Genomic DNA, 12705 nt, shown 5'->3' on the forward strand with positions numbered 1-12705 from the left:
GGTCCGGCCGGCTGAGCAGGCTCATTCCGAGGCCCCTTCCTCCGGTGGTTCGTATTCGGGGAAGCGCGGCTCCGCCCGGAACGACGGCGGTTCACCGGCGGCGCGGCGGGCCAGCTCGTCCTCCCACATCTTGAAGGTGCGTTCGCGCAGCGACCGGATCAAGGCCGATTCCTGCGGCTGTATCCGGCGGTTCTCGCGCTTGGCCTGCTCGTACAGACCGTCGATGGTCTCGTAGAGGGCGAAGATCGGCCCGGCGCCCTTGAGCGAGTACTCGCGGGCGCGCTCGGTCTCCTGGACGAACTTCTCCTCGGGCACCTTGCTGATGTCCGAACTCGCCATCGCCCACATGACCTCGCGCACGTGCTCCGGCTTTTCGTCGAACTCCCCGGTGCGCGGGTTGAGGAGGAAACCGGTCAGGCCCCCGTCGGGCGTCGACTCGACCCGGTAGGTCTTCCCGAAGTAGGTGTAGAAGGACGGTGTCTGGATCACGTGTTCTCCTCAGGCGGCAGGCCCTTGCGGAGACCGGCCATGAACTTCTCCCGGACCCGGTCCATCAAGGCGGCTTCCAGCAGTGCCTGTTCCGGGGACAACTTCTTCTTGTTGTCCCCGTCCAGTGTCCGGTTGTAGGTCGGGAAGTCGCGGCGGACCTCGTACAAGGCGTGTTCGTAGGCCGAGACGGTGTCGATGTGCCTCAGGTGCAGCCGCAGTTCGGCGACGTGCCCGTTCGGCAGCCGGACGTTCATCTGGAGATCGCGGTACCCGCTGTCCTGCGGATTCGCGAACCGGTCGTCGAAGCTGACGATCCTGAGATCCGGATCGGCCATCACCGCGTTCAGCGCGTTGTAGACGTCGGCCAGCGTGTCGAACTGGATCTTCGCTCCCACCAGGTCGGTGAGTTTCGACGCGTCGCCGTCGTAGCCGGCGATCTTCGCCAGGGCGCGGTCGTCGTCCTTCGGGCCGGGGCGGCCGGACGATTCCCCGTTGTTCTCCGCCGCGATCCGTTCGGCGATCCGGTTGAGGTCGCCCTGGTTCTGCGGCCACGCCTGCCGTTCGGCGTCCAGGAACTCCTGGATCTTCACGGGATCGCCGGTGTCCGCGCGATCGAATCCGGCGTGGAACTGATCGCGCGGTCCCACATCGGCGGCGATGTCCGCGGCCTCGTTCGCGAGGTCCCGCTGCTCCTGCGTCAGCGGAGTGTCGCCGGGTCCTGCCTGGTGGACGTCGTCGATCAGCTGGTGGCCGCGGTCCTCGACGTCGCGTAGAGCGTCTTCGAGGAGCGGGATGGCCTCCGGGTGCAGCAGCAGGCTGCCGATGGTCATCGGGTTGTTCAGCAGTGAGGCCCGCAGGTACGCGTTGTCCGGGTGCTCCATCAGCCGGACGAGTTCCGGTTGCGACGGCAGGTGCTCGCGGATGAAGTCCCGCATCGGCCCGACGTCGTGCTTGACCCCGTTCTCGTCCTCGTGAACGGCCCGTTTCTTGTCCGGGTCCAGTCCGTCCACCGCGGCCGCGACCTCGGGGTCGTTCAGGAACCGTTCGCCCTCGGCCCTGTTCCCCTGAGGCGGCTCGTCGTGCGCCATGCCGTAGCCCGCGTCGTGCGGCGGCGTCACGATCGGACGGCCGTCCGGGCCGATCCGCGACGGCTGCACGTCGGGGGTGTCTTCCCTGGCGAACGCGATGCGCGGGTCCACCGGCTGATCCGGCCGCGCGAACGCGATCCGCGGGTCGACGGGCCTCGTCGCGGCCGCTTCCGTCCGCGTCGTGTGCCCGTCGGTGTGCTGGGCACTGGGGCCTTCCGGCACGCCGACGTGCATGAGCTTCACGCCCAGCGGCGGATGCGGCAGGTTCATCAGCGCGCCCGACTGCGGGTCGATGAACGCGACGCCGTCCCGCGTGTTCGCGACCATGGCGACGTGGCCGCGCTCGACGCCGTTCTCGTCGAGGTACTTCACCGCCACGACCGCGTGGTGATCGGCCGGCATGTCCCGCATCTCGCGGATGACGGTGTCGTAGTCGGCGCGGTCGGAGAACTGCCCGCCGAATCGTTCCTCGACGTGCTCCAGCGTGCCCCGGCTGTCCATCTCGTGCAGGTGCAGCGGGTCGGCCGTCGAATCGATGCCGTTCATCCGGTCCATGTAGGCGCCCGGGGTGCGGGTGCAGTTGGACCGGTAGCCGTTGGCGAGCGCGTCGGGATCGTTGAAATGCGGGTTGACCTCGCCGAGCCGCGGGTGCCTGTCGGCGACGTACGCGGCCTGCTGCTCGGGGCTCGCCGAACCGGCGTGGATGGCCGGTTCGCTCGGCGGGTTCGTCGCGACCGCCATCGACGAGTAGTCCCGCTCCGGGATCGGCAACTCCGCCGTGTCGTCGGTGGCGTTGTGGTCCTGAGCGGGCTGCTCGCCGTACTCGGGGCCCTTGTCGGCGTCCGCGACCCCGTGGTCGGCCGGGTTCTCCGCGGTGATGGGCGGGGTCTGCGGCTCGTCGAAGCCGCCGAGGCGCGCCATCGACCGTTCCTGGGCGAGGCGGGCGAGCTCGGGCGCCTCCGCCGCGTGCCGGGCCCGCCGCTCGTCCATCTTCTGCTTGGCGGTCTCGGGGTCGAGGTAGCGCGGGTCGCCGGGAGTGACCTCTTCGGCGTGGATGACCCACTTCGGCCGGTCGACCAGCGGCGGAGTCTTGAACTCCTTGCTGTGGACGTAAAGCTGGGTCTTCGGCTTGTTGATGGACTCGTTCTCGCCCGGATTCTCGGCGAGCGACGAAACGTCCTTGCCCGTCTTCGAGACGATGTGGATCTCGACGTCCTCGCCGAACTTCGACTTCGTGTCCGGCGACGTCTTGATGGTGGAGCTGGTCATCGTCGGTTCGGGGACGGTCTGGCCGGGCTCGTAATGCGCCGCCATGATCGCGGCGGCGCGCATGTCGCCCTTGGTGTCGATGCCGCGGATGGACTCGCCGTGGAAGTCCGGCAGCTCGTTCAGCGCGCCGACGATCGCCCGGGTGCTGCGCTGGGCGTTCTCGAAGCCGGGGTGCGACTCGCCGAGGCGGTTCGCCTCGTTGATCGCGTAGGCGTGTTCACGCGAGTACGAGTAGATCGCCTCCGCCGCTTCGGGCGAGACGCGGTCCTTCAGCGGGCTTGCTTCAAGGCGCCGGACCGCCTTTTCACGGGCTTGCTCGGCGAGGTCCGCGCTGTCGTAGCGGTCACGAAGGCTCTTGTGATCCTCGGGCGAACCGCGGAAGTCCCCGTCGTCGACGTAGCTCTCGTCGTGCCGCGCGGGAGCCTCTTCGGTGCCCTTGAGCCGCTCGCTGATGTCGAGTTCGGTCTTGGGCGCCTCGTGCTCGCCGGGCCGGTCCACCGGTGGCGGTTCGTCGTCGCCGCGAAGCCGGTCGGCCGTCGACTGGGGCGGCGCCTCCGCACGGGTCTCCGGCCGCGTCTCGGTGTGGGTTCCCGTCTGTGTTTCGGTGTGGGTGTGCGGTGCGTCGCCGCCGCCCATCGGCATCGCCTTGATCGACGTCGGGTTGTCGGGCAGCGTCGCGAGCCGCCCGGTCATCGGGTCGGCGAAGACCACGCCGTGCGGCGTGTTCACCGCGGCGACGATCCGGGTCTCGATCCGGTCCTTGGACCGCGGCGAGCCTTCCGGCGCGTTCGGATCGGCGGCGGCGTGATGCTCGAACGCCACCGCGGTCCGCGCGCCGACCGGGCGTTCGCCCAGCTCACGGGCGACGTCGCCGAAGCCGTTCCGATCCGACCACTGTCCGCCCAGCCGGTCGCTGACGTGCTGCAACGGCGAGCCACCGGTCGACGGCCCGGCGACGGCGTCGCCACCGTCCATCCGGTTCTCGAACGCGACCAGCGCCTCGGCCGAGTTGGTCTGATAGCCGTCCTTCCACGACTCGGGCGCGTAGTAGTTGCGGGTGTTGGCCTCGCCGATCGCCGGGAGTTCGTCCATGACCAGCCGGACCTGCTGGTGCGGGGTCTCGGTCGAACCCGCGTGGATGACCGGCGTCCCGCCCTCTTCCAGGGGCTTCGCCAGCTCGGACCAGCCGCCGTCGGGAACGTGTTGCCTCGGCGGCGTGGGGGCTTCCCGATCCGGGAGGTCGGCGGCGTCGATCCAGCCGCCCTTGCCGTCGGAGATCTTGGTGTCGAGGCTGGCGAAACCCTTGTTCTGGAACAGTTCCGGGTGATCGCGGCGCAGCTGGGCGTCGCTTTCGGCCGCTTCCCGGTCCAGCCGGTCCTGCTCGGCGTTGTTGTATTCGCGCCGCTCGGCGACCTTCTGGTGGACCTCGTCGGGGCTCAGGTGGCCGTCGTCACCGGCGACGACCTCCTCGCATTCGACGACCCACTTCGGCAGGCCCGCGGCCGTGCCGTCCTTGATCCGCGCCTGGTAGTCGGGGTGTTCGGGATGTCCCGGGCCGATCTTGACGTCGGTGACGCGCAACTGCGTCGCCGACTTCAGCAGCACTTCGCGCTCTTCCGGCTTGGAAGCGAGGTCTTCGATGTGGCGTCCGGTCTTCGACTGGATGCGCATCTCGACTTCGCCGGGGAAGATGCTGCGCGGATGATCGGCGGTGACCCGCGACGTGCTCAGCATCTGCGGGTCGACGATGACCTGACCCTTGCCGTGCGCCTCCAGGAAGCCGCGGATCGCGCTTTCGTTGCCGTTGAAGTTCACCCGCCGCGAGACGACGCCTTCGTAAGTGGGCATCTCGTTGAGGCCGGAGGTGATCGCTTCGATGTGCGGCCGGAGCGCGTCCAGCTCCGCGCCACCGTGACGCTGGGCGTGGGTGATCCGCTCGGCCATGTCGGTCCGCGTGTAGCTGTGCACCGCGTACGCGCCCTGATCCGACATGTCCTTGACGCGCTGGTCCGGATGCGCGTCGCGCTTGGCGAGGCCTTCGCGACGGACCTGTTCGCTCCGGGCTTCCCCGGTGTCGGCGTCGAAACCACGTTTGTCGATCTGTGTTTCGGCGAGCGCGCGGTAGGCCGCCGGGTCGTCCGTGTGGAAGCCCGGATCCGTCAGGTACGGCTCGTCGACCGTCGAACCGATGTCGTCGGTGGTCTTGTCGTCCGGCGTGACGTCCTGGGGCGCCTCGGTGTCGTGGTGAGTGTCGGTGTCCTTGGGCGCCTCGACGTCCCTGGGCAGGTCGGTGTCCTTGGGCGGATTCGCGCCGTGGTCCTGGGGTGCCTGCTGAGGCACGGGCTCCGTCGGCCGCACCGGGGCAGGCTGCCGCGGCGGTTGCTGCGTCCGGTCCTGGGGCGTGCGGTCCGGCGGACCCGCGTGCCCGTCCTGGCCGGGACGCGGCGCCGGGACCTGCGGCGGACGTGGCGGCTGCTGGCCACCGAACCGCGGCGGCCCGTCGCCGGGCGGCATCGGACGGCCAGGCCCCGGGCGCCCTGGCTGACTCCCCTGACCCGGATGGTGTCCGGGCGGAGGCGGCGGCACGGGGCCACGGTTGCCAGGGAACGGGCCGGGACCCGGCTGCTGGGGCCGCGGCGGAGGCGGCGGATAGCCCGCCGGACCGCGCTGGCCGGGGTGCTGCCCGGGCGGCGGTGGGGTCATCGGGCGCGGCGGGACACCGCCGTTCGGACCGGGACCCTGCCCCGGCCTCCCCTGGTAACCCTGGGGCGGCCGCGGCGGACCTTGCTGAGGCGGCGGACCCTGCGGCGGTTGCTGGGGACGCTGGCGCGGCCCGCGGTCCTGCGGGTATCCGCCCTGACCGGGGTGCTGGGGAGGGGGCGGCTGCGGTCCGGTGGGCCGCGGGCCCATCGGACCCGGCTGACCCTGCGGTCCCCGAGGCGGCATCGGTCCACCACCACCGGGAGGCGGCGGAGGAGGAGGTGCGAAACCACCCTGCGGGCCCTGCTGCATGGGCTGACCCTGGAAGGGCATCGGACCGGGCTGCTGGTCGAAGCGCGGCTGCGGCGGCCCGCCGTTTCCGGACAGACCGGCGGCCTGGACGCTGTCGTTCGGCCGCACGGGCCGTGCCGGATCGTGCCCGGGAGGGGGAAAACCACCGGGAGCGGGGCCGTTGCCCGGCGGATTGCCGCCGGGCGCCATGCCATAGCCGCCCGACGGTCCGGACGTGCTCGGACCCGAGTTCGACGCCATCCCGTATCCACCGGAAGACGACCCGCCCGAACCCGAAGACGCGGGAGCGCCACCGGTCGGGGAAGGAGCGCCGGAGGAAGCGGCGGGCGGCATCCCGCCGGCCTGTGACGGGCCGGAGGCCGGACTGGGCGAAGGTCCCTGTGACGGACCGGAAGCCGGACCCGACGAAGGCCCCGGTGACGGACTCGCCGCCGATGACTGGGCTGGGCTCGCCGTGGCTGCCTGCGCCGCCGCGGGTGTTGCCGCCGGTGACTGGGCTGGGCTCGCCGCGGGTGCCTGCTGCTGGTTCGCCCCCGCGGCTTGCTGTTGCTGACCGGACCCGGCGCCGTTGTCCGCGGCCGCCGCCGGAGCGTTCTGGTGGGTCTGCGGCGCGCGTTGACCGTCGCCGGTGTTCGCCGGGGCGTCCGCCGGACGTTCCGGAGCCTGCGCCGACGACTGGCTGACCCGATCGCTGTCCGCCGCCCGCTGCTGAGAAGCCTGCTGCGGAGCCTGGTTCCCGCCGTCCGAACGCGACTGTCCTTGCGACTGCGCCTGCGAATCAGGCTGCCCGGACGAACTCCGCGCCGGAGAATCGCCATCAGAGGACGAACTGCGCCCCGAATCGCCATCAGAGGACGAATTGCGGCTGGAAGAAGAGCCGGAGTCCGGAGAAGAGCTCGAAGAGTCCGGCGAGCTCGAAGAACGCGAAGGCGTCCCGGAATCCCCGGAATCCACATCCGGTGTCGAGGGGCCATCGGCGTCCGGAGTGGCGCTCGGCGTGTTCGCGGTGCGAATGTCGCCGATCTGGCTCTTCGCCCCGTCGACGCCGCCGCCCACGGCCCCGCCGGAAGCGCCCATCAGGACGTCCTTGGCCGAAAGCTTGTCCAGGTCACCGGTGACGGCGGCCTGTCCGACCGTGCTGGCGACACCTTCGGCCGCGCCGCGCACGGCACCCCGCGCGGCGCTGTCGACGATCTGGCCGCCCACGCTGTCGGAAAGTCCCTTGGTGGCGCCCTTGCCGATGCTGCTGCTGCCCGCGCCGACCACCCCGTCGACGGCGCCGCTGATCGCGGAATCCTTGGTCTTGCTGAAGTCCCAGCTGTCGCGGTCGCCCTTGGCCATCTGGAGGCCCTGGATGCCCGCGTCCATGGCGAGGTTCATTGCCGTGTTCTGGAGGACTTCCTTGCCGATCTTCTTCAGGCCCTCCTTGAGAAGTTTCTCGAGGAGTTCCTTCGCGACCTTCTTGAAGCCTTCCTGCGCGAGCTTCTGCATCAGCTGGCGGAAGATCATCTGGACGGTCATGCGGGTGGCGATCTGCGCCGGCGCGATGCCCGCCGTCGAACCACCGAACGTCACCGCGGCGGCCGCGATCATCGCGACGATCTGCGCGGCCAGGATCACCAGCGAGATGATGATCATGTACTTCGTGTATTCGACGTCCAGCGCGGTCGCGTTGCACGAGTCACCGAGCGCCTTCGACGAATCGGCGAGCGACTTGAAGTACGCCTCGTCGCCTTCGACGAACTTCTTCCAGGCCTCGGCGAACTTCTCCGCGCCCTGACCGCTCCAGCCGCCGAGGACCTCCGTGGCGCCCTTGGTCGCGGTGTCGGCGATCGGCTGGATGGCCTTGGAAGCGTTGTGCCAGGCGTCGCGCAGGTCGCGGAGCTTGTCCTCGTCGCCTTCCGGCCAGCTTTCCCCTACGACGATCGGCAAGAGCCACTTGACCGCGTCGGGCATCTCCATACCCACGGCGTCAGACCTTCTTGTCCAACGTCGTCTTGATCTCTTCCTCGGCGTTCGTGAACGCGGTCGTCGACCGTTCGACGTTGTGCTGCATGCCGCGCAGCGCCTCGACGATGTTCGCGAAGCCTTCCGACGAACCCTTCGCGCCCGGCTCGTAGTCCTTCGCGAACTCCTTGCCGGCGTCGTCGGCGCCCCAGCACTGGCCGAGCGAGTTGATCGCGGCCATCAGTTCCTTGCCCGCGTCGTCCAGCTGATCCGCCGCGAGCCCCAGTTTGGCCGCCGCCGTCTTCACCGCGTCCGGATCGGCGGTGAATCCGCCTCCGCCCCCACCGTTCGGCATCAGACTCCCCTGGTCAGCCAGCTCGAAGGCGGCTCTTCCTCGTCATCGTCCCGCGTCTGACGCACCCGTTTGGGAATCGGTTTCGGCGCGGGCGGGGCCGACGGCGGAGGAGGCGGCGGGGCGTCGTCCTTGAGCATCAGCGGGGCGTCGAAGTCTTCGTCGGACTTCGCCGGTGCCTCTTCTTCCTCCTCCGCGAGGAAGTCCGGGATCGACGGCATCAACCCTTGCAGCGAAGGGGCGCCTTCGATCAGATCCGAGAGGTCCGGCAGGCCCTCGGTGATCGGGGCCATCAGATCGGCGACCTGCTGCTTGACCTGCAACGATCCCTGGCGCACCAGGGTCAGCACGGTGTTGGCCAGCTGCGCGGGATTGGTGCGCTCGAAGGCGTTCGGCTGGATCTCCAGTTTCGCGAGCGTGCCTGTCGCGTCGATGGTGGCGCGGACGAGACCGTCCTGCGAGACCACCGTCGCCGACGTCTGCGAAGCCGCGTCCTGCGCCTCCCGGAGCTGGGCCGTCTGACGCTCGAACTGCTCGAGCAGCGTGTCGACCTGGTCCTTCATGGCGGCATTGCGCGCTTCGAGGCGTGCGCTGTCGTCGCCGGCCGTCGTCACTTGAGCCCCCGCGAGTGCTGGATCCCGGGCATACGCCACCCGGTGTCGGTAGGCGTCACCCTAATGCCAACGGAGGCGCCGTATCATTCGTTCTCCGTTTTCGCACCGCGAGCAGGTGACCGGCGGCTCCCACCAGGTAGAGGACGGTGGCCGCGATCAGCAGTCCCGGCGAAACGCCGTCGTCCGGGATCACCGTCGCGGCCAGCGAAACGGCGGCGACCTGGGTGATGTTGAACAGCGTGTCGTAGAGCGCGAAGACCCGTCCGCGTGCCTCGTCGGCGACGTCGAGCTGGACCGACGAATCGACACAGAGCTTCAGTACCTGACCGGCTCCGGTCACCAGGAACGCCGCGAGCAACGCCGTCGGGACCAGCATCGGCAGCCCGAGCGCGGATTGCGCGACCGCCGCCAGCACCAGCGCGCCCAGCACGACGCGGAGCCTGCCGAACAGCCGGATCAGCCGGGCGGTCAGCAGTCCGGCGACCAGGATCCCCGCGCCGGCGAACGCCGCCATCCGGCCGAGTCCCGGCATCCCGGCGGCGAAGTGGTTGCGCATCAGCAGCACGGTCACCAGCAACGAGATCCCGTACGACGCGCGATGGGCGAACAGCGCGATGAACCCGGCCGTGACACTGGGTGTGCGCCAGGCCGCCTTCGCGCCGTCGGACAGGCCGCGGACGACGGCGAGCGCCGGGTTCGACGGCTCGTCGACCGTCGACGGCCCGAGCAGTCCGCGGCCGAATCCCGAGGCGAGGGCCGCGGCGCCGATCCCGCCCAGCGCGGCGACGGCGGTGACCCACGCGGAACCGGAGTCGTCGGCGCCGGTCAGTTCCCGGAGGCCGATCGCGCAGCCGCCGCCGACGACCGCGAGCACCGAACCCCACGTCGCCGCGAAGGCGTTCGCGGCGACCACGGACTTCTCCTCGACGACGTGCGGCAGCGACGCGGACAGGCCGGAGCCGATGAACCGGGAGACGCCTTCGGACGCCAGTGCCAGGGAGAACAGCCCGATCCCGGCCACTCCCGTGCCGACGGCGACGGCCGTCGCGAGGATGGTGAAGGACCGCAGAAGACTCGCGAAGATCAGGACTTTCCGCCGGTCCCAGCGGTCGAGCAGCGCGCCCGCGAACGGTCCGACGACCGAATAGGGCAGCAGCAGCGCCGCGAACCCGCCCGCCATGGCGAGCGCGTCGGCGGCGCGTTCGGGGTTGAAGAGGACGGCTCCGGCCAGCCCGGCCTGGTACATGCCGTTGCCCCAGTGCGCGGAGAACCGCGTGTACAGCAGCCGTCGGAAGTCACGGTCGCGGACGAACGCCCTGGTGGGCGCCGCGGCGGTGGTTGTCACGAGCGAAGCCTAAAGAAGGCGGCCGGTGCGCTTTAGGGTCGCCTCTCGGCGGCTATGCGCAGTGTGGCTCCAGCCGGACGGTATTCCACAAAGGCGGTTCTTCAGTGAGCCCGGGGGACACGGAAAGCGCACCGACCTGATGTGTCCAACGGTGCTCGTGATGCTGTTGTTCCCTGGCCGGACGATTTGTCTCCACTCGAAGTGGGATCATGGCGGACGTGCCAGCGGACGCCGAGGTCGAACCGGGAACGCTCCTGGTCGCCGCCCCCACGATGGTCGATCCCAACTTCCGGCGGACCGTCGTGTTCGTCATCGATCACCGGGACGAGGGAACGCTCGGCGTCGTGCTGAACCGGCCGAGTGACGTCCCGGTGTACGACGTGCTGCCGAACTGGGGCGGCCATGTCGCGGAACCGCAGTCGGTTTTCGTCGGCGGTCCGGTCGAGAAGAAGACCGCGTTGTGCCTGGCCGCGCTGCGGACCGGCGAGACGGCGTCCAGCGTGCCCGGCGTGATCGCGGTCCGCGGCCCGGTCGCGCTGGTCGACCTCGACACCGACCCTGAGATCCTGGTCCCGAAGGTCCGCGGGGTGCGGGTGTTCGCCGGGTACGCGGGCTGGGACTCCGGCCAGCTGGCGAACGAGATCGAACGCGACGACTGGGTGATCGTCCCGGCGCTGCCCAGCGACGTCCTCGCTTCGCCGCACCACGACCTCTGGGGCCAGGTGCTGCGCCGTCAAGGCATCCCGCTGGCGCTGCTGGCCACCCATCCGGGAGACCTTCAGCGGAACTAGGCGGTGGCGGTGTCGGCCTTCTTGAAGACGCCGCAGGTCCCGCAGGCGCAGCCACTGCATCCGGCCGGCCGCTCCGGTTCGGGCTCGGGCACCGTCGCGGCGGCGCGGTTGCCGAGCACTCCCCCGCCCGCGACCAGCGCGATCATCCCGACCACGCCCACGAACGAGGCGAGCAGCAGCCCGAACGTCGTCGGCATGACCAGCGCGGCGATCCCCGCGAGCACGGCGATCACGCCGCCTGCCAGCGTCGGGAGCCCCGCGACCTTGTTGCCGAGGCGGAAGGCGTCCTCGCTGCGCATGGTGGCGGCGGTGCGCACGCCCGCGCCGCGGTCACGCGGCAGCTTCTCGCGCAGACCGAGGAAACCACCCCAGCCGACGAGGACACCCAGCACGATCGGGACCAGCGCTATGACGAACACTCCACGAGGATAAGCGTGACGTCCCGGCAACCTGCCGGATACCCTGGTCGACTGTGCTACAGGCCATGTCACGCCGAGTCATAGCAACCGCCCTGATCGGGGCCCTTCCGCTCACCCTGATGGCGGCACCGGCCGCCGAAGCGGGCCAACGTCCGCTTCGCCTCATCGGGGAACAGATCGTCCCGAACTTCCTGCCCTACGAGGGCACGATCGTCGGCGGCCTGTCCAGTATCGACTACGACCACCGCACCGGCGAGTACGCGCTGATCTGCGACGACCGGTCCGCCATCAACCCGGCGCGGTTCTACACGGCGAAGTTCTCCCTCGACGCCAAGGGGCTCGGCCCGGTCACCTTCACCGGCACCAAGCCGCTCCTGCGTCCCGACGGCACGCCGTACCCGCCGCTGCCGAAGAACGACCCCGCGCAGCCGCCGAACATGCAGACCATCGACCCCGAAGAGCTGCGGGTCGACCCCTGGACCGGCCGGTACGTCTGGTCGCAGGAGGGCGAGCGGTCGGCGGCGGCGCGGATCGACCCGTCCATCCGCGAGGCGAAGCGCGACGGCTCCTACGTCCGCGACCTGCCGATCCCGGCCAACGAGAAGATGACCGAGACGACGGGGCCGCGGCAGAACCTCGCCCTCGAAGGCATCACCTTCGCCGGATTCGGCTCGCTCATCGCCAGTTCGGTCGAGGGCCCGCTGTTGCAGGACGGCCCCGAGCCGACCACGACGTCGGGCGCCCTTTCGCGCATCACCGTGCAGTCGCGCTTCGGGCCGGTCCTCGCGCAGTACGCGTACCCGCAGGAGAAGGTGTTCGCGGCCCCGAACCCGCCCGGCGGTTTCGCGACCACCGGCATCTCGTCGCTGCTGGCCGTCGACCAGGCCGATCCGACGCGCTACCTGGTGATGGAGCGCTCGTTCGTCACCGGTGTCGGCAACAAGATCCGCATCTACGAGATCGACACCAAGGGCGCCACGAACGTCGCGAACATCCCTTCGCTCGGCGGCGCCGAGAAGGTCAAACCGGTCAAGAAGCGCCTGCTCGCGGACCTCGCGGACTTCAAGTTGTCCACTGTGGACAACGTCGAGGGGATGACCTGGGGCCCGCGCCTGCCGAACGGCGAGCGCAGTCTGGTGCTGGTCAGCGACAACAACTTCTCCGCGACCCAGGTGACCCAGTTCATCGCTCTGGCGGTCCCCTCGGAACCGCTTTGACCAGGGCGTTAAACTGGACTCATGAACACGGCTCGGCTGCTCCTTAGCCTGCCGCGCTGAACTCGGCCGATCGGCCGGGACCAGCGCGGCGACCCCTCATGCCCTCCGGGCTGAGGGGTCGAGTTGTTTCTGGAGTGGCTTGACGTGGATGAGCACGGAGGA

At 70.0% G+C, this 12705-nt stretch carries 8 protein-coding genes; 2 read left to right on the plus strand and 6 right to left on the minus strand.

The genetic code is table 11. The features are described 5' to 3' along the window. Positions 1 to 21: 21 nt before the first annotated feature. Genes ACFWMR_RS00540 through ACFWMR_RS00560 form a run of 5 tightly spaced genes read right to left on the minus strand, consistent with a single transcriptional unit; the run spans position 22 to position 10116 of the window. On the minus strand, positions 22 to 489 hold the full coding sequence (locus tag ACFWMR_RS00540) for a hypothetical protein (protein ID WP_093934211.1): 468 nt from the start codon (positions 487 to 489) through the stop codon (positions 22 to 24). Further along, positions 486 to 7820, minus strand: coding sequence for a WXG100-like domain-containing protein (locus ACFWMR_RS00545; RefSeq protein WP_378375826.1), 7335 nt, complete (start codon positions 7818 to 7820; stop codon positions 486 to 488). Before ACFWMR_RS00545 ends, ACFWMR_RS00540 begins: the two co-directional genes overlap by 4 nt. Before the next feature lie 10 nt (positions 7821 to 7830). Then, positions 7831 to 8160 (minus strand): WXG100 family type VII secretion target, encoded by a 330-nt coding sequence (locus ACFWMR_RS00550; RefSeq protein ID WP_378375746.1) that lies wholly within the window; start codon positions 8158 to 8160, stop codon positions 7831 to 7833. After that, positions 8160 to 8771: a YbaB/EbfC family nucleoid-associated protein gene (locus ACFWMR_RS00555; protein WP_378375748.1), complete on the minus strand. Its 612-nt coding sequence runs from the start codon at positions 8769 to 8771 to the stop codon at positions 8160 to 8162. The genes ACFWMR_RS00550 and ACFWMR_RS00555 overlap by 1 nt, the downstream gene beginning before the upstream one ends. A gap of 55 nt (positions 8772 to 8826) precedes the next feature. Next, positions 8827 to 10116 carry an MFS transporter gene (locus ACFWMR_RS00560; protein ID WP_378375750.1) on the minus strand — a complete coding sequence of 430 codons (1290 nt, stop codon included), beginning with the start codon at positions 10114 to 10116 and terminating at the stop codon, positions 8827 to 8829. Positions 10117 to 10325: 209 nt separating this feature from the next. On the opposite strand from ACFWMR_RS00560, the gene ACFWMR_RS00565 reads away from it, so the two are divergent. Beyond that, on the plus strand, positions 10326 to 10907 hold the full coding sequence (locus tag ACFWMR_RS00565; protein ID WP_167406174.1) for a YqgE/AlgH family protein: 582 nt from the start codon (positions 10326 to 10328) through the stop codon (positions 10905 to 10907). On the opposite strand, the gene ACFWMR_RS00570 is transcribed toward ACFWMR_RS00565, so the two are convergent. After that, positions 10904 to 11326 (minus strand): SdpI family protein, encoded by a 423-nt coding sequence (locus ACFWMR_RS00570; RefSeq protein ID WP_093935115.1) that lies wholly within the window; start codon positions 11324 to 11326, stop codon positions 10904 to 10906. The two genes, ACFWMR_RS00565 and ACFWMR_RS00570, sit on opposite strands and share 4 nt — an antisense overlap. A gap of 65 nt (positions 11327 to 11391) precedes the next feature. On the opposite strand from ACFWMR_RS00570, the gene ACFWMR_RS00575 reads away from it, so the two are divergent. Continuing rightward, entirely contained in the window at positions 11392 to 12543 is a 1152-nt protein-coding gene (locus tag ACFWMR_RS00575) for an esterase-like activity of phytase family protein (protein ID WP_378375752.1), read from the plus strand. Positions 12544 to 12705 lie beyond the last annotated feature (162 nt).

Source organism: Amycolatopsis thailandensis (assembly GCF_042723255.1).
Taxonomy (GTDB): domain Bacteria; phylum Actinomycetota; class Actinomycetes; order Mycobacteriales; family Pseudonocardiaceae; genus Amycolatopsis; species Amycolatopsis thailandensis.